At 57.0% G+C, this 21,342-nt stretch carries 16 protein-coding genes and 1 pseudogene; 1 reads left to right on the forward strand and 16 read right to left on the reverse strand.

All coding sequences use genetic code 11. The annotated features are described in order from the left end of the window. From FKV68_RS23815 to FKV68_RS33860, 5 genes are all read right to left on the reverse strand, one after another. Complete coding sequence (locus tag FKV68_RS23815) at positions 1-2,520, reverse strand: hypothetical protein (RefSeq protein WP_180942070.1); 2,520 nt, start codon at positions 2,518-2,520, stop codon at positions 1-3. A 1,353-nt stretch (positions 2,521-3,873) separates the two neighbouring features. After that, positions 3,874-5,025, reverse strand: coding sequence for an omptin family outer membrane protease (locus FKV68_RS23820; RefSeq protein ID WP_180942071.1), 1,152 nt, complete (start codon positions 5,023-5,025; stop codon positions 3,874-3,876). A gap of 2,511 nt (positions 5,026-7,536) precedes the next feature. Further along, a complete protein-coding gene (locus FKV68_RS23825; RefSeq protein WP_180942072.1) occupies positions 7,537-8,457 on the reverse strand; it encodes a cyanobactin maturation protease PatG family protein in 921 nt (306 codons plus the stop codon). Between the two features lie 230 nt (positions 8,458-8,687). After that, on the reverse strand, positions 8,688-9,566 hold the full coding sequence (locus FKV68_RS23830; protein WP_180942073.1) for a S8 family peptidase: 879 nt from the start codon (positions 9,564-9,566) through the stop codon (positions 8,688-8,690). Between the two features lie 426 nt (positions 9,567-9,992). Then, positions 9,993-10,232 carry a hypothetical protein gene (locus tag FKV68_RS33860; RefSeq protein WP_425347614.1) on the reverse strand — a complete coding sequence of 80 codons (240 nt, stop codon included), beginning with the start codon at positions 10,230-10,232 and terminating at the stop codon, positions 9,993-9,995. Here FKV68_RS33860 and FKV68_RS33865 point away from each other — a divergent pair. Beyond that, a complete protein-coding gene (locus FKV68_RS33865; RefSeq protein ID WP_425347610.1) occupies positions 10,125-10,646 on the forward strand; it encodes a tetratricopeptide repeat protein in 522 nt (173 codons plus the stop codon). The two genes, FKV68_RS33860 and FKV68_RS33865, sit on opposite strands and share 108 nt — an antisense overlap. Here the strand turns inward: FKV68_RS33865 and FKV68_RS23840 are convergent. The 11 genes and pseudogenes from FKV68_RS23840 to nodC form a co-directional block, all read right to left on the reverse strand. Continuing rightward, positions 10,611-10,871 (reverse strand): annotated as a pseudogene (locus FKV68_RS23840) (YybH family protein); the annotation flags it as partial. The gene FKV68_RS33865 and the pseudogene FKV68_RS23840 sit on opposite strands and share 36 nt — an antisense overlap. Positions 10,872-10,930: 59 nt before the next feature. Further along, the gene (locus tag FKV68_RS33575; protein ID WP_269808460.1) at positions 10,931-11,053 is read right to left on the reverse strand and encodes a hypothetical protein; all 123 of its coding nucleotides are present in this window, start codon (positions 11,051-11,053) and stop codon (positions 10,931-10,933) included. Next, entirely contained in the window at positions 11,050-12,951 is a 1,902-nt protein-coding gene (gene nodQ, locus FKV68_RS23845) for a bifunctional sulfate adenylyltransferase/adenylyl-sulfate kinase NodQ (RefSeq protein ID WP_180942074.1), read from the reverse strand. The genes FKV68_RS33575 and nodQ overlap by 4 nt, the downstream gene beginning before the upstream one ends. After that, positions 12,951-13,850 (reverse strand): sulfate adenylyltransferase subunit CysD, encoded by a 900-nt coding sequence (gene cysD / locus FKV68_RS23850; RefSeq protein ID WP_180942075.1) that lies wholly within the window; start codon positions 13,848-13,850, stop codon positions 12,951-12,953. Before cysD ends, nodQ begins: the two co-directional genes overlap by 1 nt. A 5-nt stretch (positions 13,851-13,855) precedes the next feature. Next, positions 13,856-14,614, reverse strand: coding sequence for a sulfotransferase (locus FKV68_RS23855; RefSeq protein ID WP_180942076.1), 759 nt, complete (start codon positions 14,612-14,614; stop codon positions 13,856-13,858). Positions 14,615-14,800: 186 nt separating this feature from the next. Continuing rightward, positions 14,801-15,853 (reverse strand): NADP(H)-dependent aldo-keto reductase, encoded by a 1,053-nt coding sequence (locus FKV68_RS23860; protein WP_180942077.1) that lies wholly within the window; start codon positions 15,851-15,853, stop codon positions 14,801-14,803. A 34-nt stretch (positions 15,854-15,887) separates the two neighbouring features. Beyond that, positions 15,888-16,676, reverse strand: coding sequence for an ABC transporter permease (locus FKV68_RS23865; protein ID WP_180942078.1), 789 nt, complete (start codon positions 16,674-16,676; stop codon positions 15,888-15,890). 3 nt (positions 16,677-16,679) lie between these two features. Then, a complete protein-coding gene (nodI, locus tag FKV68_RS23870) occupies positions 16,680-17,594 on the reverse strand; it encodes a nodulation factor ABC transporter ATP-binding protein NodI (RefSeq protein ID WP_180942079.1) in 915 nt (304 codons plus the stop codon). Positions 17,595-17,598: 4 nt separating this feature from the next. Continuing rightward, positions 17,599-19,308: a nodulation protein NodU gene (gene nodU / locus FKV68_RS23875; protein ID WP_180942080.1), complete on the reverse strand. Its 1,710-nt coding sequence runs from the start codon at positions 19,306-19,308 to the stop codon at positions 17,599-17,601. A gap of 33 nt (positions 19,309-19,341) precedes the next feature. Beyond that, the gene (gene nodS, locus FKV68_RS23880) at positions 19,342-19,956 is read right to left on the reverse strand and encodes a nodulation methyltransferase NodS (protein WP_342454815.1); all 615 of its coding nucleotides are present in this window, start codon (positions 19,954-19,956) and stop codon (positions 19,342-19,344) included. A gap of 16 nt (positions 19,957-19,972) precedes the next feature. Continuing rightward, on the reverse strand, positions 19,973-21,331 hold the full coding sequence (nodC, locus tag FKV68_RS23885; RefSeq protein WP_180942081.1) for a chitooligosaccharide synthase NodC: 1,359 nt from the start codon (positions 21,329-21,331) through the stop codon (positions 19,973-19,975). Between the last annotated feature and the right edge of the window lie 11 nt (positions 21,332-21,342).

Raw genomic sequence — 21,342 nt, forward strand, 5'->3', positions numbered from 1 at the left:
TCACAGTAGGTCGTGGATTGCAGATAACTCATCGTAGATTCCAGCAAAACCAGGAAAGCGCTGCAAGTCTTTCAGGCTTTTTACCAAAGCTTGGCTAGTGCGTGAGCATAAGCCCTTTATCTTTCGGCGCGCGCCTTCGACAATCGGGGCCGGGATTTGCCGGACGTACCTGATCAAAACCTGCGCCGCGTCGGCGGTTATGTCATGGCGCCTCTGCGCCAATTGCTCAATGAGTAGGAATATATGTTCGATATCCTCACCCATGAGCGATACGAGACGGTGCAGAGGGCGTTCGGCCCAGTAACACGCATCAGATGCATCGAACTTCGCCGATGCAGCGATCCAATTACCCTCAAAATAGCTCACGACAGAGTCGCGCAATGACGTAAGGGCCTTGTCGCGGCTCGAGGTGGCAAGGGAATTGGCGCGTGTAAAGAAGCACTGGCCCTGTTTGCTCCAGAATTCGCTGAGAGCACGCGGATTATCCCGCGAATTCTCTATCATTTTAGTACAGATCCTCTCGGCCTCGGGAAGATTATAATTCGCCTCCATATTGTACCACCGGCGCATCATGAAGACGTCGTGATAACCGATTCCTTCAGCCTGCCGGAAATAGGCCCTTGCCTTCTCCTTGTGATCTGGCCCGAGTTCGGCACAAGCCTGGCCTAGCAAGGCAAGCACCTTAGGATTGGCCAAAACCGTGTCGTTGGGCGAGAAACTCTCGCCCAAGCTCACCATGTCAACGAATCGCTTTTCGCGGATCATCACCTGAAGACTGCTGATTACCGCCGCGACTTCAGGAGTATACTTCGAGCCTTGACCATTGAAATATTTAACCTTGGCCTTCATCATTTCGAAATGAGGCAGCTGCTGCGAGACAAGACGGATGAATGGAATGCAGGGCGGCGTCAGCTGGTAAACAGTTTCCCCTTGCTCATCTTCTGCCGTGGACAAAAAAACGCTGGCGCACTCGCTGAGAGCGTCGCGAATCTGTTCTGTTGTAAATTGAAAAAGACTTGACAACGTTGTAAAGCTGACTGGCTCCTCAACTAAATAGAGCGCACCCAGAACGTGGCGCGACTTCCCGCTTCGATCCAGCCGGTCATATTCACGTTGATAGAGATACCGCCGAGATTCATTTCCCCCCTTGTCCCGGAAAAGTTCCAATGCCTGCGTGTAGTTGCCGCAAAAGCGCCTGAGCCCAACCACTGTCTCTATGAGAAGAGGCAACAGATTTGTCTCAGTTGCTATCTGGTGTACGATTTCAGGTTGCGGGTGGGGAACATCGAACTGTTTACAGCACACTTCGAGGAACGCAAAAAACTCTGATTCCGCGTCGAGTCCGGGAACGCTCAAGGACGAGGTTAACGCGTGTTGCGGCGGATAACGAAGCGTGTACAGAATTCGCGTTCGTTTTTTAGCGAGTACCGATTTGATGAAAAGGCTCTCTTCGCCGGTTTCTAACCCGCGGCGGCTCAAGGCATCGATATCATCCAGTACGATCAAACCGGAGAACTCGCTGAACAGCTCGTCAAGCGTCCGCGAAATCTCGCCGTCGGACGCGTCCGAGGCATCTCTGAGGCTCATCATCCCGGAGTGGTGAATTATCTGGACGAACTCTTCGCGTGCATTGGAAAATTGGCGAAGCGCAAACGACTGTTCTTTACCGCTGAGTGGGTTTAGCTCGGTCTCTTTGCCGGAAATGAAGATGACGTAGTCCAGACGATCGCCAGACCTACTTCTCACACCGTGTCCATGTTCGGCGAGAATGCGAGCGAACTCGAAAGCGAGTGTGCTCTTTCCCGACCCACCAGGGCCGTGAAGGTAGAGCCGCGGATTTTCGCCCGCCACGAACCAATTCCAGAGGGTCGAAAGCAGATCACCTCTGTTGATGAACTCCTTCATCGTCGCTGGCGATGGTGGAAATGAGCGGTGAACCGGGAATCGGGACGCCTCATCGCTATCCGCGGGCAGCAGCTGGCGCTCGGAATATAAGAGAGCAAGATGGCGGGGTTCAGCTTGAAGAACCTCGTGCCTATCGCGAACCCATAGCGTTCCCGCCCGGTATTTACCGACTTCTCTTTGAAGTCGCGCCGGTAGCTCTCCGCCCCTTTTGGGAACCAAGATCACCGCAACCTGTTTGTCGGACAGGCCGGGAACTCGATAGACCTTAGATAGGCATTCAATATTGATAGCAGCAAAGTCGGTGAGGGCTCGATTAAAGCTTTCAACGTCGAACGGGCCGGCTACTCCTTCTACCGTTAGTGCTCTGTCCTTAACGCCCACGACGATGATCCCGCCAAAGCTGTTGTAGAAGCCAAGAGCCAACCTTACAAAACCGACGCCATAGCTCTCAGTGAAATTATGCGGGACCGTTTCTTTGTAGTCGAGAATATAGCCTTCCTGAGAATGGAACCGCGCCTCATCCTGACTCCAAATCGATCGGAAAAGTCCATCGAAAGTGGCCGGAAGCTGCACGTCTTTAATGGCTGAAATAATCCCCGCTAATTCTTCCCGCATTCCAGTCCCCCGAAGCCCGATTCGTGACGAGAACGCTACTACAAGTTTTAGTCCTTTCCCAAGGCTAGTCGGCATATGCACAGACGAACCAAACGGCTTGGAGGAAGCCATCGCCTCGTGTGCGCGCGTCCTGAACTTTGAATGTTTAATCCATGTTAACTATGGGAACCTACGCGTGATTTCGCACGAGACAGAAGTTAAGTGGGCATAGACTTCCGTCAGCCGGACAAAAACTACTACTGCAGCTCACTATCGATAGGTTTCCAGTATCGATAATCATCGTTATTCCGCGTATATCTTCGTACAAGGCGGAAATTTATACATAATTCTATTACTGCAAGCATCCGACTTAATCGGGAGAAAGCGGAACAACGTACTTCTGTTATTTCCAACATCTACGCGGTCCGCGGCAATGGCACTCCTGGAAATAACAGGCACGGCGACAGTAGGCGACTTGCCGGCTTAAACAAAACAACCCCGTCGGTTAGACGGTGGCGACCGAGTTATGTTGGAATTGGTTGCGAGGGTAGTTTTTGAACCTGTGGTCTTGAGCGGAATCGAACCGCGGGCCCGGCGAACACGTCATGCTGTTGACGTTGATACATTGTGCGATCTGTTGAGCACGGAACGGGGATCATACCCAAATACGCTGCGTCAAAGGCGCTACGGCTGCTCTCGACCTCGCGACGGTCGTTGCCGTGCAGATAACTGAACGGTGGCAGCCGACACTGCTCCCTGACGCGCTGGGAGACTATGTCACGCAGGACAACCCGGTTCGCGTCAATGCCGCCGACCCGCGAATTGCAACGGGTACTCTGAGAAAGACGGCGCAATAGAAGGAAAATTGCGTGCGCGAAGGCCTATCCGGCCACGCCGCGCCAACATGGCTAAGCGGCGATGCCAGCAGCGTGCCCTGATGAGTATCGCCGCATCGAAACCGCTGGATCAAGATCGAACATGGCCGCGCCCACGCCACCACCAAACGTGTGCCATGTGGAGGACGCATTACCGAGAGGACCTGGGACGCCGACGCCGCAGACTACGCACTCGTCCCGCGGTCTCGCGCGACAGGACGCCGAGAACCGGCAGCCGTCGGTGATGGTACGTCGTACTTCGACAGTCGAGTCATCTGTCTCTTGTCCTCGCTCCGCCAACTGCGACGGCCTGAAGCGGATCAGCTACTTGCGGGCGGTGCGCTCATTGACGCCCGAGGCCGGCTGCTTTGACAACAGCGAGGACCATTCCGATCATTGTATAGTCGCCTCGTCCATGTGGCCGGAAATGGCTATCCCGTGAGAGCAGTTCGCCTCTTAACTGGCCACAAACCCGAAGTTGCTACACCGGTTCCAGGAATCAAAACGTGAGTTTGAAGCCGCCCGATATCGTAAAGGCCTGGAGGTCCATGCCGGCCAAATTCTTGTAGATTCCTGTCGCGGTATCCTTCGACTTATCCACCGTCATGTCGCCTTTCTCGCGAAAATACTTATCAAAATTTCCGGCCAGGAAAAGGTTGACGCGGTCAGTGACTTGATAATTGGCCTTGGCGCCGAACGAGACGAAGGGCTCCGTACCGAATTCGCCTTTGCTATGCATTGTGCGCAGCCAGTGGTCGTCGATCTCACTTGCATCGATCCCGAGGCCTCCGCGCAGCAGACCGGAGAGAGTCCAATCGCCGAGTCTAGTGATTACTTCAGCGCCGAGGAAAACGCCCGGATAACGCTGTTCGTAGCTGATGATGCCTTTCCCGGGCTCGAAAATTTCCTGGGTGTCTCGGAAGGCCCTACCGCTATAGATAAAGGTGCCGCCATAGGCGGTCCATTTCACGTCGGTGTACTTGAAGCCACCATGCAGGTTGATGGTTGTGGCATCGTTGATCCTAAAGTCGCGACCGGCTGCAATATCAAGATTGATGTAGCGATCAAGCGAGGTGTCGGGGCTTATGTCTCGTGACGCCCAATCCCCCGGACCGAAGCCCGGCGAAAAACCATACCAATCATAATCCTCCATGTGGCTCTCGCCCGAGAGCCCGATCACAGAGTTGGCTGCGATGGTCCAGCTGTTACCAAGCTCAGCCTTCAAGCCGGTCGTCAGAACTGGCGCATCGCTTTCCCAGATCAGTGCGCTGACATGATTGCCCGCGAAGTCGTAGACAAGCTCGTTGGCCCTAAGCTGAGTGTAGCCGACACCACCAACAAGTACGAAGCTGCTGTCGGGCGCAGCATAGATCGTTTCGTCGGCCGCCACGGCGACTGTCGAAGTTGCGCAGAAAGCGCCGAAAACAAAAACTGGGAATGATGCCGTGAAGCGACGCATTACGCGGGCCGTGCCTGCCGCAAGCTCCGCTGAACTTTTTGCTTGGCTAAGCGACGTCGCTGCAGCATTGCGTTGCGAGCTGCCGGCCAGTTGGAGCAATTCGGACGTGGCATCGCACGGTAATGAGTTTGCAAAGTTCGCCGCATTCCGTCCGTAATCTTCATGCCGATGAATCCTGATGTGAAGTGCCATTTGACCCTTTCCTGAAGGTCGACCACATTGGCCGTTAGTGAGCGAGCTCTGCCTCACCACAAAGACTGTACAGTCACACCGGCACAGCTAGCGTCGGGGGTTACATCGGCTAACGCCGTCGTCGCGGCGACCACCGTATGCTGGCGAGCCGTTTCTCATCCGAAGGCAGTGCGTTTGCGGAATGGCAAGCAAGCATTGTGCCGATGGAAACGTTGTTGCAGATCAACTGGATCGCACCCATGGCATCTTGTGCGATGTCTGACAGTTGTCGAAGTTCTAACAACGCGTGTAACCGGTAGAGCGTGCGCTTTGTCGTCTCCCGCCCCGTATGAAGCTGGAGCCATCACCGTCAGCGACAGTGTAGGCTCCTGAGCACGATAACGACGTGGGTTATGACGCATGGCGCACCTCCGCCGTCTTCCTCGTGCGGTGCGTTCCAGCACTTGGCACACAGGTGTCCGCGGATTGCCCCCTGAACCGACTGAACCAGACGGCGCAATCGAAGGAAAATTGCGTGCGCGAAGGTTTATCCGGCGCCGCTTGGTTGGCCACTCGATAGGTAGATCAGCGGTTTGGCGCCTTTGAATTAGACTGCAGTACATCACCACGTGTCAGACTGGTTCTGACCATAGTTCATGAGCCCACCCGCGGCAGTCATAGGACGGAACTCACCCATCACGGTCTGACTACTGAATAGTCGCTGCTTTGAAGAAGCGGCCTCTCGCACGGCAGATGTACCAGCACCACAACGGGTTAAAACAAATGAAACAACCCTAAATATACTAGCACTGCCACAGTCAACCTTCGTTGCCCAGTCCCTTCGCCCGTGGCTTGAACGAACACGGCTTGCTGCCCCAACCCTGCCATCGGGGAAGGCCCCCGTCGACAACGCAACAATGCCCACGCCCACTATAGAGGGAAGCTTTCGCAGTAACTCCCGGCAAATTTTATCTAACTCATTCTACTTACCTCCTCTCAGGTCGGCGCTCTTGGCTATAAACACACCCAATAGCAATCCGCTGGATAGCATCCATATCTCCCACATATCCAGCGACACCTAAGATAGCATTGCTCAGGTTCTATTGTTATTTCCCCAAGGCCACCACCAAAACCTGTCGCAACAGCCTGGGGTATAACTATCGAACTGCTTCCTTCCGTAGCCGAACCAGCCCCAATATCGTATTTTCTGCCGCTCTCGGAGAGCGCGGTTTCAGCGGTAAATCCCGGCATTTTCCTTGTATTCATTGGGAACATCCTTTTTCGCTAAGTTAGCTTCATCGATAAATGTGGCGACAGCTTCGTCACTATGCACAAAACTACTCCAATAGAACGTAGACGATCCGTCGAAAAGAAAATCCCAGAAATCTTATTACTATGCAGTTATAATTGTTGGTTCACACGCTCCGGAGTTTACGCACGCATCGAAACATGCGTGAAAGTCTCCAGTTATGAGGGTGCACAAACCAACGCAAACGGTGCACGACCAAAAGCCCCCCAGCCCCCTTCCCCCAGTGCCTATGCGTACTTGAGGAATAACGCTCTTCCCCCCACCGCTGTAGGTTTGAGTTGCTACGCACTGGTAGCGCCGACTCCTCTTGTAGAGAGAGGTTTCCGCCGTAAATCCTGGCGTTCTTGACGTACTCATCTTGCATCTCCTTTAGGTTTAATGGTCATAGTACGGAGAAATCGTAGTAACCAGGACATCCCGCCCCCCTCGGCCGATTGTAGGTGCTGCTCAGGTTACACACCTGATGGTCCAGTTCTCATTTTCGTCCTCTTTGGCGCGCCACCTCCAAGTCGCCTAAAGCAAGGCCTGCTCCGCACTTCTGGGCGAATCGCAGCCAACAAAGCGCGGCAGCTGCAGGATTCTCTGCAAGCAGAAGGCAGGCGGCAGCATGTAAAGGCCACAACCATCCTTTCGGAGACACCTGCGGTGTCATGATGTTTACTGCAGAGGTCGAACTTACAATCGCGTGGTATCCTTGCGACCGATAAAGGCATGCTTCAGCGCCGAATCCTGGCATCTGCATTTTTCCCGCTCCTCTCCCGCGGGTTGGCAACGGCCATCGAAAGGCCGACTCCCAGGTTAGCCTTTGACAGCGCACTCCTTGAAATCGCACGGACCGAACCATCGCCGGGTAATTTGGGTCGATAAATGATCGCCAAACATGCGATCCCAACGACACCACTATCCCGCCGTTGGACGGGAAGGATAGTGCCGCCGTCCGGCACTACTGTAAGGCGCCTCCAAGCACGGGTCCCCTAAGGCACCAATAGCAGACCAAACAGCAGCGGTAGCTACCCCAAAAGATGCAGCAACGACACGCGTAATCACAAAAGCCAAAGCCAGCCAGCCCGCGTGAGGCTGCCAGCTGTTGGGGAACAATTCCACCGCCGCCTTCCGCGAAAGAACTGCCGTAATAGGACTGTCTGGACTGATACAGCGCCGCAGTTGCAGTGAAACTCGGCATCGACATAGCGCGTCTCCTTGGTCCAAAAGTGAGGTCGATATCAGCGATCGTAGTATGGTGACATCTTGGTCACCAAGAACGGGAACTCTTCCGTGACGTCGACACGGCAGAAGAATTTCTCGGTGACGTCGGTCTGCCGGCTGGTGAAGCAGAAGATGACCTCGACGATTTTGCGAACGCTGCTCAGTAGCGAGGGTCGGACATCGATCGCCGTCAGCGAACTGCTTCGCCCGAAAGCTGCCGCCGCGGTGGCGTAGACGGTCGGGTAGCGGACGGCGAGATAGTTCAGCGCGCGATGTTCATCCATCGCCCCGGCGTTGTCCGTCATTTGTATGATCCTGTCGAAGAGCTCCTCGGCTGCCGGCCGAAACTCCTTTGCGTCAATCTTCTCGGGTTTCGGAATCGACTTTATGAGCGCCTCGCGATCGAACGAGTAGATTTGGTCGAACATCACTATGGGAACCATCAGTCCGTTACAGAATTCCGGCGGCGCAATGGGGCCACGCAGACCGACGACCACGTCAATGTCATCAGGGCTGGGTGTAGGGCGGATAGCGCCCAGCAATTGACTGATGTCCACTGGGTCACGAGGTAATAGGATGTAGGTCTCTAAGCCTTGAATACTCAGCACCCAGCATATCTGACGTGCGAGGTAGCGGTTCTCAGGCTTCGACAGGACCGCATGTAAAGCTTGTTGATCTGTTTTTCCCGCGGTTTCAGCGCGACTGGTGACTTGAGCAAATTCCTTTTCCACGCTGAGCTTTGGAAACCGCGCTTCAATGCGGCCCGACGCGTATACGTATGACGCGGGCATGGAATCTGCCCCTGTCGGACAGGTGGGACAAGTCACGTCCTTGGACGGCGGATTTGCTTCGCCCGCAGTCTGCGATGGCAGGATCACAGGAATGTCGGGTCTGTTCGCTCTTGACAGAGTCGTTTCTTCATTCAGCTCACTTGCCATGGTCTCTTTGCCTCCCAATAATCTATTTCCCTGAGACACGTCCCGTGAAGACAAGCCAGCGATTGAGCACACTCGCCCTGTGCTCGCACCCACCGCACGGATTGATTCCAAAGTTACGAGTCACACGCCTGACAACATCGCCAAGGCCAACTTCCTCCTCGGTAACGAACCCCGGCAAGTGCACGCGATAAAGTTGACGCTCAGCGTTTCCTAGTCCTTCACTTGTGTTTTCATCCTTCGACATGCTGTTGGCTCTTCATGTTTTGGTACGCTACCCAAGCATTCAATAGGGGTGGGACTACCGTGGTTCTTCGTTGGCTACGATTCCTGGTAAGCGCCAATTTCACATCTGCTGCGCTCGCCTGTGGAAATTCCGACCACAGGAGTCCAATGGTCCCGGTCACAAAAGGCGCCGCGGCGCTCGTGCCTCCCAAAGTAAGTGCCTGGTCCCGCGCACTCAGGCTGGTTACCTTATCTCCGGGTGCGCCTAGGCCGCGTTGGCCAATAGATTTTCCGAGATTCGAGTGGTCCATGGGTCTGCCTTGCAGATCATAGGCGACAACGGGCAGAACCCACGGATGGCAAGTGATGACCGTGCTGCCCAGCGTTCCCTGATTACCAGCCGCCACGACCACGATCACTCCGCGCTTGGCCGCGTGTCCCAAAGCTTCGTCCAATAGGCGCCCATCTTTGAGACTCGGCTGAGCGAGGGCGGCGCTTATATTTACGACGCAAGCTCCCGCATCAATGCAGTCAAGAATGGCTTGGCCGAGTTCCTCGGGTGTCGCGCTCGGCATATCGCCGTTCGCTTGGCTCATTTCAGTGAAGATGGGGCGGACGAGGAGTGTGCACTCGGGGCAAATCGCTGGGGCGACTGATCCCCGTTTGGCTGACAGAATTCCCGCTACAAATGTGCCATGCGCGCATGCTGCGCTGTCAGGCCTGACGCACGTGCCATTTGTCACGCCTGGCACTTCGCGCACGCTGGAAGCCGCTAGGTCGACGTGGTTCATAACGATGGGTCCGTCGATCAATCCGATCGCCACGTCAGATCGACCGCGAGTGCGTTCCATCAGGCCGCGAAGTTTCACTAGTTCCAAGGGTTCCATTGACGGTTCTCGATCTTCAGTTTCTATTCGAGAACTCTGCTTTGGCGCGCAATTACTCACAAAAACTCACCCTGCTCCATCGGAGCAGAACAGCCAACTGAGTCTGCACAATAATCGTCCTGGAAGCCACCGCATCCCGATGACAACCACCGGACCCGCTATCGGACAGCGAAGACAAACTAAAACCTACACCAAAAAAGTTCAATTGTGGAGTCGGAAATACGACCTGCCCCAAAGTACGGATCCGCCCATAAGCGAGTCGAAAGGAGGTTCCGATGCCTAAGAGGAGATACACGCCAGAGGAGACATGACGAAGCTGCGCCAGGCCGATGTGCTGCTGGAACGGCGCAACCGAGGACAATCTGACCAAGGCGCTCGAATTGGACGAGACTGCGCCGCCCATATCGCGCTCGCCCCTAACTCTCCTCAGGCCCATAGCGTACTCGGTTGCGTAGAGACTTTCAGGGTCGGCACGAAGATGCCGTCGGGCGTTTCGCGCAGGCCCATCGGCTCGATCCTCAATTCGACATGTCCCTGCATTTCCTCGGAAGTGCCCTTTTGGCGCTTGGCCGCTTCCCCGAGGCTGACACCACCTTTAAGCGGCGGCTGGCGCTGGCGCCGCGCACCGACATGATGCGCTTCTATCTCGCCTGCCTCTACGGTCACACCGGGCGCCGCGACGAAGCGCGCCGTTACTGGCAGGAGACACTGGAGGTCAATCCCGCCTTTCCGTCGAACATGTCAGGCAGTTTCTGCCGTACCGGGATCCCAACCAGCTCGATCGGCCGATGGACGGACCGCGCAACGCCAGAATCGCGGTCTGATCAGGCATCCCTGTCGCTCGCTATTTGCCTTCCGAGCGGCTTCGCGTCGCTATATTTGCAACTGTGTTCTTCGGAGCCGACTTCAAGGGCAATCCTCGGCATTCATTCAAGTGGAAGATTTTGCATCCGAAAGGATGCAAGTTTCGTCCCAGTAGGCAAAGGCGATGCGACTATCGCGGATAGCAAATGCGCCACATCCTCGCCGGCCCGATGTATCGCGCCATTCGAGTACTACACTAGCACCTATTTCGTATAGCACCGCTGGAATGCAGGTCATTCCCGCCACCGCGAAATCCCGCTCAAACATTTTTTGGATTGCAGAGCGCCCTTCGATGCAGTGCTGCCTTGCCGGAAGATGCAGGGCGTCTTCACGGTACAGTTCTGCAACGGCGACCGCGTCACACCTATTGAAGCGTCTAACCCACTCTTCGACCACCTCCCGCGACTCCATCAGGATGTTCCTTCCGTCGGCCAGTATCATCGGAGCACGCCCTGAACTACGGCTCCTTGACAGTGATAGGAGCACTCGAAACGCCGTCGTCAGTTCTTCAAAGACGATGGTCCCCGCATGCCCTTGCACGACACCTTGGCACGGGAGACGCCAAGGATCGCCTCGCCGGCATCGATGGCGATGCGTTCGAGCACCTCACACAAGGACGTCATTTCTCCTCCGTCATCTGGTCGAGATATTCCTCGATCTTGAGCGCCAGCGAGATCGCCTCGTGGCCAACTGTGTGAAGATGCAGTTCCGGATTTTCGGGCGCCTCATAGGGCGAAGAAATGCCGGTGAAATTCGCAATCTTGCCCGCCAGCGCCTTTTCATACAGGCCCTTCGGATCGCGGCGCGCGCATTCTTCCAGGGGCGTATCGACGAATATCTCGATGAATTCGCCCTTTTCCATCAGCTCGCGCGCCATCCGCCGTTCGTCACGGAACGGAGAAATGAAGGATACGAGCACGATCAGGCCGGCATCAGCCATGAGCTTCGCCACTTCCGCCACCCGGCGGATGTTTTCCACCCGATCCTCGTCGGTGAAGCCAAGGTCGCGATTGAGACCGTGACGCACATTGTCGCCGTCCAGCAGGTAGGTATGTTTGCCCCGCGCATGCAGAACCTTGTCGAGGGCATTGGCGATCGTCGATTTTCCCGAACCGGAGAGCCCGGTGAACCAAAGGACGGCGGGCCGCTGGTGCTTCATCGCGCTGCGCGCGCCCTTGTTGACGTCGGTCGCCTGCCAATGGACGTTGTCGGCGCGACGCAGCGGGAAATCGATCATCCCTGCGCCGACCGTCGCATTGGAAATCCGGTCGACGATTATGAAGTTGCCCGTCGTCCGGTCGTCCTTGTATGCATCAAAGACGATCGGCGCTTGGGTCGAGATATTGCAGACGCCGATTTCGTTCATCTGCAGGGACTTCGCCGCTTCGCGCACGAAGCTGTTGATGTTGACCTGATGCTTGAGCGCGGTAACGGTCGCATTCACGCTGTCCGTCTCCGTGCGCAGGATATAGCTTCGCCCGGGGATCATCGGGCTCGGATCGAACCAGATCATGTGGGCCTGGAACTGATCGGCGACGAAGGGTCTGGCGCCTGGTGCGGCCAATATGTTGCCGCGGGAAACCTCGACCTCGTCCGAAAGCACCAGCGTGACCGCTTCGCCTTCTACGGCCTTCTGCACTTCGCCGTCATAGGTGACGATGCTCCTGATCGCGGTGCGCTGCCCCGATTTGGCGACGATCACCTGGTCACCGACCGAAATCTTGCCGGACGCAATCTGCCCCGCATATCCCCGGAAGTTCGCGTCGGGCCGCATGACCAGTTGAACGGGAAAGCGGAAAGGCTTCTGCGCCTCCTGGCGATCGAAGTCGATCGTTTCGAGATATTCGAGAAGTGCGGCACCCTGGTACCAGGGCGTCTTCTCCGAGTTCGCGATGACGTTATCGCCATAACGCGCCGATATGGGTATCGGCTTGATGCTCAGAAAGCCAAGTTCGCGCGCAAAGTGCAGATAGTCTTCCGCAATGCTCTCGAAGACCGTCTGGCTGTAGCCGACGAGGTCGATCTTGTTCACTGCCAGCACGACATGGCGAATGCCGAGCAGCGACGCAATGTAGGAGTGGCGTCGTGTTTGCGGGAGAACCCCCTGACGGCTGTCGATCAGGAGCACCGCAAGAGCCGCGGTCGAGGCCCCAGTGACCATGTTGCGGGTATATTCCTCGTGCCCCGGAGTGTCCGCCACGATGAACTTGCGCTTCGAGGTCGAAAAATAACGATAGGCCACATCGATGGTGATGCCCTGCTCGCGCTCGGCCTCGAGACCGTCCAGGAGAAGGGCGAGATCGATGTCGTCACCGTTCGCGCTGCGCTGCGCGCCGACGCGCCCCAGATTGGCAAGCTGGTCCTCATAGACCAGCTTCGCATCGAAAAGCAGCCTGCCGATCAATGTCGACTTGCCGTCGTCCACCGAGCCGCAGGTGATAAATCGAAGGATCGACTTGTTGTCCTGGTCGGCCAGGTGCGCCTGGATATCGAGCGGTGCAAGAGAAGGAAGATAGGACATCAGAAATACCCCTCCCGCTTCTTCTTCTCCATCGCGCCGGCCTCGTCCCGGTCGATGAGCCGGCTCTGTCGCTCGGAGGTGCGCACCGTCAGCATCTCGCGCAATATGTCGGCGACGGTCGCGGCCTCCGACTCGATCGCGCCCGTCAGCGGATAGCAGCCAAGCGTGCGGAAGCGCACAAGCCGTTCGGTCACGCTTTCCTCCGGCTGAAGAGGCATGCGATCGTCGTCGACCATGATCAGCATGCCATCACGCTCCACGACCGGCCGTCTCGCCGCAAAATAAAGCGGCACGATCGGGATGTCCTCCGTCATGATGTATTGCCAGATGTCGAATTCGGTCCAATTCGAAAGCGGGAACACCCGCATCGTCTCGCCCGGACGAACGCGCGTATTGTAGGTTTTCCAAAGTTCGGGACGCTGGTGTTTGGGATCCCATCCGTGCTGGCCATTGCGGATCGAGAATATGCGTTCCTTGGCGCGCGACTTCTCTTCGTCGCGCCGGGCGCCTGCGAGCGCTGCATCAAATCCGTATTTGTCGAGCGCCTGCCGCAAGGCAACGGTCTTCATGATGTGCGTATGAATATTCGACCCGTGGGAAAATGGTCCGATGCCCTGGTCCAGGCCGTCCTGATTGGTATGGACCAGAAGATCGAAGCCGCGCTCCTTCGCCATCCTGTCGCGGAATTCGATCATTTCTCGAAACTTCCATGTGGTGTCCACATGGAGGAAAGGGAAAGGTGGCTTCGATGGAAAAAACGCCTTCATCGCCAGATGCAGCAAGACCGAAGAGTCTTTTCCGATAGAATAAAGTACAACCGGATTTGAAAACGTTGCAACAACTTCGCGAATGGCGTGAATTGCTTCAGCTTCAAGTCGCCGAAGATGGGAAAGAGACATATCACTTATCCCTGTGGGACTATAGCGTCATGGATCATCTCGAAGAATCTCGCGTAGGGTCCGCCTGCGAAGTGACGCCGCAACTCTTCGAAATTCTCTACGGTTTCCTCCAGCGGCCGCTTTTCCAGGCGCTGAAGAGTAGCGCGGCCAGAAAGTTGAAACGCCTGAACCCCCAAAAATCGCCAAGTCGTTTCCAAGCATGCCGCGGGTTCAAGAAGAAGCCTCTCGTACTCGATCTCAAGCAAGCTGGTCGAAGCGTAGGAATGCTCGACTCGCGTGTGGAAATCGTCAGCGGCCTTGAAGTAGTCCTCGCAGGAGGCGATCGGCAATTTTACGCGTGGCGGCGGAGCCGTATCGTCATCCGAGCTGAATTTGAGCCATTGGCGGCTTTGCCTTGCCTGCACCAACGAGCGCAGCGACTCCAATGTATTTCTGCGCGACAAGAAGATGACCTTGAGCCCCGGCCAACGCGCCAGCTCGTCAAAAAAGCCTGGACGGTCATGAAACTGCGGTTCGTTGATCTTGCATCCAACATGCGTGACCTTCTTGCCACTCCGTGCCGGGAAGCGCAAATATGCGAGCTCAAGGAGCTCGTGATCGCTGCGTTGCAGGCGGTCCTTATCGGGCCAATTGGCATCATACCTGTTGAGAAGCTCACCGTTGCTCGACACGTTCGGGTGCTCGTTCAGCAACTCTTCGAGGTAGTGCGTTCCAGTCCTTGGCATCCCAAGGATCACAAATGGCGCTGGTGCGGAGTGGGTCATTGCATGTTTCCCGGCTGAAAATAGTTCACGAAGGATTGGCCGTGCCACCAGTGCAAGAATCTGCGGCCGCTTAAGATCGGCGCCCGTTCGCCGGTCTCAACCCCCGTGACTCGTTAGGCAGTTTCAGAGATGGTCACGGGACCTGTATCGGCGGCGTAAGTTTGCACCACGAGCCTCACACCCGAGTTACGGCGGCGCCGTTCCATAGCGCTGATAGATTGACTGGATTCCATCCAGGATTTTGCGTGACAGGCTGACCTCCAGGCTGGCGATGTTGTGTTGCAATTGCTGCACCGAGGTAGCGCCTACTAGAGTGCTTGCAACAAATGGCCGGCCCCTGACGAACGACAACGCGCCGTGTACCGGATCGATGCCATGTTCACGGAAGAGCGTCGTATATGCGAGTGCCGCATGCTGCGCCCTCTCGTTGCTGTAGCGGAAGAACCGCCCGAACAAGTTCAGCCGCGAGCCAGTTGGCCGCTGGCCATCCAAGTATTTCCCGGTCAGCGTCCCCATGGCAAGCGGCGAGTATGCAAGGAGCCCCACCTGTTCGCGCAGAGCCATCTCGGCGAGACCATATTCAAAGTCCAGGTTGAGCAGATTGTACGGATTCTGAGTGCTTATCACGCGGGCTAGCCCTTGTGCCTCCGCGTGATGGAGGAAGCGGGCCAGGCCCCAAGGCGTTTCGTTGCAGAGCCCGATGTGACGAACGCGGCCGCACTTGACGAGCGCGTCCAACGCTTCCAGCGTCTCAAGGATAGGAACCGTATCGTCGTCGAGCTCGTACTGGTAGTCGAGTAACTGGAAGACGTTGGTGCTACGGTCAGGCCAGTGCAGTTGGAAGAGGTCGACATAGTCCGTCTCGAGCCTTTGGAGGCTTGCGTCTACGGCCTCGAACAGGTTGGCGCGGGTGTAGCTGACCTGGCCGCCGCGCACATAAGGTAAGTTCGCCTTTCCTGCTCGAGCGGGCCCGACCGCCTTTGTTGCGAGCACGATGTCTTGCCTGCGGCCGGTCTTGCGTATCCAACTGCCGATATAACGCTCCGCCAGTCCATGTGTCTCGACTCGGGGTGGCACAGGATACATCTCTGCAGTATCGACAAAGTTTATGCCGGCATCGAGGGCTGCGTCCAGTTGCGCGTGCGCCTCCGCTTCCGTGTTCTGCTCTCCCCAGCTCATGGTGCCCAGGCCGAGCGCGCTTATCTTCAGACCGCTGCGGCCGAGTTCGCGAGACTGCATCACGTTTCTCCTTCTCGTCTGGTGGCGAGTAGCATCAAGACATCAGACGCCGACGAAACAGTGCCGCCGACAGGAAGAACGGCACAACTGCGTAGATGCAAAGCGCGCCGATATGCAGGCCGATGCTGTCCGCCGGGCGGCCAAGCATTGCTGGACGAATGAGCTCGATTGCATGTGCCAACGGCAAGAACTGCGCAGCCTCCCGAAAGGCGCCGGGCAGCTGGTTGATAGGAAAGACCGCGCCACACAGGAACAGCATGGGTGTGAGGACGAGCGTCTGGTAAAAAACGAAATAGTCGTAACTGGGAGCAAGCGCCGTGACGACCATCGCCAGGCTCGCGAAGGCCAAGCCAGTGAGCACGATGACTGGCAGCGCATAAAGGATGGACGGCCACGCCGCATAGCCCAGCGTGGTGGCAACAATCATAATACCCGTACCGGCGAGGAATGCCTTGCTGGCTGCCCAAGCCAACTCACCGAGAACAATGTCGCCGAGCGTAAGTTGTGTGTAAAGAATCGCTTCCCAGGTGCGCTGAGCATGCATTCGAGCGAAAGCCGCGTAAATCGTCTCGAATGTCGCAGACGTCATCGCGCTTGTCGCCACCATGCCGCCTGCCAAAAAAGCAACGTACGACGTGCCGTCAACGCGACCTATGACAATTCCGAGGCCAAGGCCGAGGCCGAACAGGTAGATTATAGGATCGGCCAAGTTCCCGAGAATCGACGCAAGCGCTACTTTCTTCCATGCCAGATAGTTACGTCGCCATACGGCGATCCAGTTCCAAGCGTTAGCGGGCAGAGCCGCGGCACGACCTTCACCCATAGCTCACTTCTCCATCTCGCGCCCAGTCAGCCGCAAAAACACATCCTCAAGATTCGGCGGACGCTGCAGAACACGCAAACCTGTGCGCTCGCGCAGCCGCACGCGCACCTGCTCCGGATCGGACGCGTAGCAAAAGAGTGTCTCGCCGCTCACTTCGATGCGTTGGGCGTAGGGGCTAATCAGCGATTGCAGTTCATGCGGATTGCCGCCGTAAATCTCGATGACCTCGCACCCGATCAGTTCGTCGATCAAAGCATGAGGGCGGCCTTCGGCGATGTTGCGGCCTCGTTCGAGCACGCACAGCCGATCGCACAACCGCTCAGCCTCTTCCATGAAGTGGGTCGTCAAGATAATCGTCATGCCGCGCGCCAGCAGGGCACGCAGGCGCTCCCAGATCAGGTGGCGAGCGTGCGGATCGAGACCGGTGGTCGGCTCGTCCATTACAAGCAGCTGCGGGTCGTTGATCAACGCACGCGCCAGCGTCAGGCGCCGTTTCATGCCGCCGGACAATTCGGAGACACGGGCATCCACCTTGCTCTCAAGGCGGGCGAACTCGAGAAGCGACGGCATAACCGCTTTGACCTCGCGTGTGCTCATGCCGAAGTAGCGCCCGTAGACCAGCAGGTTCTCGCGTACAGTGAACTCAGGGTCGAGGTTGTCGAATTGGGGGACTACGCCGATGCGCCTGCGCGCCAAGCGAGCCCGCGCCGGTACCGGGACGCCGAGCACGGTAATCTGCCCCGCATCAGGCGATGTCATGCCGAGGACCATACGGGCAATTGTGCTTTTGCCCGCGCCGTTCGGTCCCAGCAGGCCGAAGCATTCGCCCGACGCCACGCTCAACGACAGCCCGTCAACCACGAGCTTGTCACCATATCTCTTGCTTATGCCGGCAAGATCGATTGCTACCATGGACATGCGCTCATCTACCCGTGAAGGCGCCGGCGACTGGCTTTTGCTGAATTGCCTGTGTTTTCGTCAACAGCAGGCCGTCGCACCATACGTGTTCAACGCGCCCCCACTCGCAGGCTGCCGCCGCATCCGGGAAGAAGCCACGTCCATGGTAATTGGCACTTGTGTTGCAAAGGAGCGGAATGCCCGTGAGTTTTTCATATTCGACGAGTAGTTCGGCGACTTTGTGCTGAGAGCTCCTAGCGATCGTTTGCAGTCGCGCAGATCCGTCAAGATGTACAACAGCGGGGACTTTGTCCTGCCATTCCATCCGTGTCTGATGATCGAACAACATGTATGGATCGGGCGTTCCGGGGCTGAATATATCCGGCGCACGGTCCTCGAGGCATATCGGCGCCACCGGCCGGAAGTGTTCGCGAAACTTTACTTCGTTGAGAAAATCCTTCATTTCCGCCGAAGTCGCGGCTGCGAGAATGCTTCTGCCTCCCAAAGCCCGGGGTCCAAGCTCGGCGCGTCCGGAAAGGAAAACCACGGGCTTGTTGCTGGCGAGGATGGTGGCGAGTTCCGGCATGCTGCAAGGCGTGGCCTCCCATCCGGCCGGCACATGCCCACTTTGCAAGACCGGGCCGCTGTAGACCGACCATTCCAGCGGCACGAAGCCTTGCTGCGCCACCATTGCGCAGCACGCCGCGCCGATTGCAGAGCCGCTGTCATTCGGGAATGGCGGGACCCAGACGTCATCAAACAGGCCCGTCTCGCGTAGTGCACTGTTCCATTTGATGTTCAGACCGCAGCCGCCGGCTACACACAAATTGCGCGGCCCTGGAAACGAGTGGCGCTGCAAGGCCATTGTCATTTCGCGGACGAGGAGGCGCTCGAGGAAGAGATGAAACGATGCAAGCACATCTTCGGGTGACTTGCCCTCCAATCGGACTACGCTGGCATCGAAGAAGTCATGCACAGCCACGAGCGAGGTCTCGGTGTCATTGATGTTCGCGCGATAACGGCTGGCAAGCTCCGTATCGGCCGCAAAGCGCTCCTCGTAAAGCTCCTGAAACACCGCGACAATGTCTTCATCAACCGACCCCAGCGCGATATAGGCCATCAGCTTGCCGGCGACCCCTAAATCCCAGCCTCCCCGGCTCGCCTTCTTATAGGGTCCGAAATAATGGCCCGCGGCAGCGTAGGCTTGGCCTATCACCGGGAAGAGGCATTCGAGGAACCGTGCGCCTTGGCCATCCACATAATAAAGGCGCGGGAAGATGCAGCCGTCCCACACCAGGCAGAAAGCGGGTTGTCCGGCCTTCGCGAACGGGCTGGTGCAGTACGCAGAGGTCACGTGGCCCGTTACATGGGGATAGCTCTCATAAGGAAAAGCCCAGTCATCGAGAATGAGACCGGAGCCGTCGAGGCATTCGAGAAGGCCGTCGGCGTAGCGTTCGACATAAGGCGCCCCCTTGAGAGTTAGGGGAGCCACCCCACTGAGCACCTGGAACCGCGACTCGTCCTCACCATCCCAGCCGTCGATAACGAATTGATCAATATCCCGCGGTTTCAGACCGTGTTGCGCCAAAGCGGCGACAACTGCGTCGAGATTATCGATGGTTTGATATCGCGGATTGTTGTCCTGCTTCTCCTGCTCAATGCAGAAGACGAGCCGTCCATCCTCGACAAGCGCGATCGCCCCGTCATGGGTCAGCTTGATACCACAGATGCGCATGGTGTCTCCAATGTCTAACGTCGACAATTCAATTCATAAGGAACCGGAAACCGGATTCCGGAAACGAGCGAGCAAGCAGTCTTCGTTGACCGACTCACCCCGGCACTCAAGCCGCTCGACCTCGATCAACGTCTCGTTCAGCATGGCGATGACCGTTTCGGCACCAGCAGCGTGACCCCAGCGCCGGCAATTGGCATCGCGCGCCGATCCGAAGACCAGATGCCCACCTGGCGCAAGCATCCGCACCAGATTGCGGACGGCCGCCCGCATATCGGCTATCTCTCCAACGTAGTAGAGCACTTCCGCCACAACGATCAGATCGAACCGCTCATCAGGCGAAAACTGTTGAACATCAGAGACTGTCCAGCTGATGTGCGGCGGCTCCTTCATCCGTCGACGCGCTCGAGCAATTGCTTGCGGCACGACATCGATCACGGTGAGCCGTTGGCAGTGGGGTGCCAATTTCTCAGTGAATGCGCCGGCAGCGCATCCGACTTCGAGTGCATGTGTGATAGAACCTTCGGCAAGCGATAGTCGGAGCATTTGCCCGTAACGCTTTTGCTCGAACGGGTTGCCGTCGAGCCGCCACGGATCGTCTGCGGCCAGTTCCCGATTCAGCAATTGATAATTTTGTGTCAACTCGTCCACCTCGGTAAAGTCGCTATCACTCGTCGCTGCAAATGCCGTCAGATGTCACAAGCCTCGAAGAATCCCGCGAAAGGTTGAGCCTGCGGAGCGGACTCCCACGTCCCGAGAATTCTGTGCTGCATGATTCAGTGGTTGGACTTTGGACAGGGGCCTGCTTCCCACCCTTGTTGGCCGAGCTGCCGGCAGAGCCGCGTGACAGCCAGTCGCTATTGCTCAACGTACACAACGCGTAGGCCTTCAAGGGCAGCAACAGAAAGATGTTGATGAATGTGTGCAGCGAAAAGCCCAGAAATCGAAGTTGGCGGGCCCGAAACGCCACAATGCTGCAGCGAATCCCGGTCATGACCACAATCATCAGGACCGTCCACCAAGGCACGGTGCCTGTGAGTGCGACCTGCGCAAGGCCCGTTAATACCGATAGCGCAAGAAGCAGCGGCCCGAGATTTTGTCCGACCACGTCCAGCGTCAGAAAGCGATCAAGGCCGGGCAGTAGGCGAAGCCCCAGTAACGTATCCCGGAACGTGCTCCGTGCCCAACGCAGTTGTTGGCGCAGATACGGCTTTAGTCTGTTCGGAACGACTGTAGCCGCGATGGCGTCCGGCACGTACTCAGTTCGAAAGCCTGCCTTCAACATGAGAATAGTGAGATGGCGATCCTCACCGAAGTCGCTCGGCTTACCGCGAAAATATTGCGACTCGTACTGGTCCAGCAGCATAACGAGCGCAGAGCGGCGATACATGGCACACGGGCCGCAGCAGCACATAACGGCACCGAAGCGACCCTGTGCAGCACGCTCCTCGTTGCAAGCCAGCCAGTACTCCATGTCGATCAACCTGGTCAACCAACTGTCGTCTCGGTTGCTGGCCGTCAACTGCCCCATGGCCGCCCCGACCGCTGGATTTTGCATCTTTGGTACAAGCTTCGAGATGACATCCGACGCGAGTATCGTGTCTGAGTCGACGTTTAACACCATATCTCCGCCTGAGCGGCGTATCGCGGCGATCTGCGCCTTGCGCTTGCCAACATTCTGCGGAAGCAGAATGATATTGAACCTGGGGTCGCGCGCGTAGGTCTCATGCACAGGTCGCAAGACGTCGCGATTTCCAGAACCGTCATCAACCACGTAGACCCGCAGTTGCCCCGCGTATTCCTGGTCCGCAATGGAAGCCAAGCAGTCCGAAAGCGTGCCCGGATCCTCGTTGAAGCAGGGGACGATGACATCTACGCTCGGTAGTTCGTCGAAGTCGACCGGGCGCTCAGACGCCGATGAATCGTATGCCGGCACAGAGTAAACGGCCTGCATGCTTTTATAGGCAGTCGAGAGCAGCGCATAAAGCGAGATGGCGACAGTGCTGGTTGTGTCAAGCAAATTCATGGGAGTCTCGT

The organism is Sinorhizobium mexicanum (assembly GCF_013488225.1).
In the GTDB taxonomy this organism is placed as follows: Bacteria; Pseudomonadota; Alphaproteobacteria; order Rhizobiales; family Rhizobiaceae; genus Sinorhizobium; species Sinorhizobium mexicanum.

Coding starts and splice junctions, on each gene's coding strand:
- FKV68_RS23815 (WP_180942070.1), bottom strand. CDS start 2,520: ATGCGGGAAGAATTAGCGGGGATTATTTCAGCCATTAAAGACGTGCAG.
- FKV68_RS23820 (WP_180942071.1), bottom strand. CDS start 5,025: ATGGCACTTCACATCAGGATTCATCGGCATGAAGATTACGGACGGAAT.
- FKV68_RS23825 (WP_180942072.1), bottom strand. CDS start 8,457: ATGGCAAGTGAGCTGAATGAAGAAACGACTCTGTCAAGAGCGAACAGA.
- FKV68_RS23830 (WP_180942073.1), bottom strand. CDS start 9,566: ATGGAACCCTTGGAACTAGTGAAACTTCGCGGCCTGATGGAACGCACT.
- FKV68_RS33575 (WP_269808460.1), bottom strand. CDS start 11,053: ATGACGTCCTTGTGTGAGGTGCTCGAACGCATCGCCATCGATGCCGGC.
- nodQ (WP_180942074.1), bottom strand. CDS start 12,951: ATGTCCTATCTTCCTTCTCTTGCACCGCTCGATATCCAGGCGCACCTG.
- cysD (WP_180942075.1), bottom strand. CDS start 13,850: ATGTCTCTTTCCCATCTTCGGCGACTTGAAGCTGAAGCAATTCACGCC.
- FKV68_RS23855 (WP_180942076.1), bottom strand. CDS start 14,614: ATGACCCACTCCGCACCAGCGCCATTTGTGATCCTTGGGATGCCAAGG.
- FKV68_RS23860 (WP_180942077.1), bottom strand. CDS start 15,853: ATGCAGTCTCGCGAACTCGGCCGCAGCGGTCTGAAGATAAGCGCGCTC.
- FKV68_RS23865 (WP_180942078.1), bottom strand. CDS start 16,676: ATGGGTGAAGGTCGTGCCGCGGCTCTGCCCGCTAACGCTTGGAACTGG.
- nodI (WP_180942079.1), bottom strand. CDS start 17,594: ATGTCCATGGTAGCAATCGATCTTGCCGGCATAAGCAAGAGATATGGT.
- nodU (WP_180942080.1), bottom strand. CDS start 19,308: ATGCGCATCTGTGGTATCAAGCTGACCCATGACGGGGCGATCGCGCTT.
- nodC (WP_180942081.1), bottom strand. CDS start 21,331: ATGAATTTGCTTGACACAACCAGCACTGTCGCCATCTCGCTTTATGCG.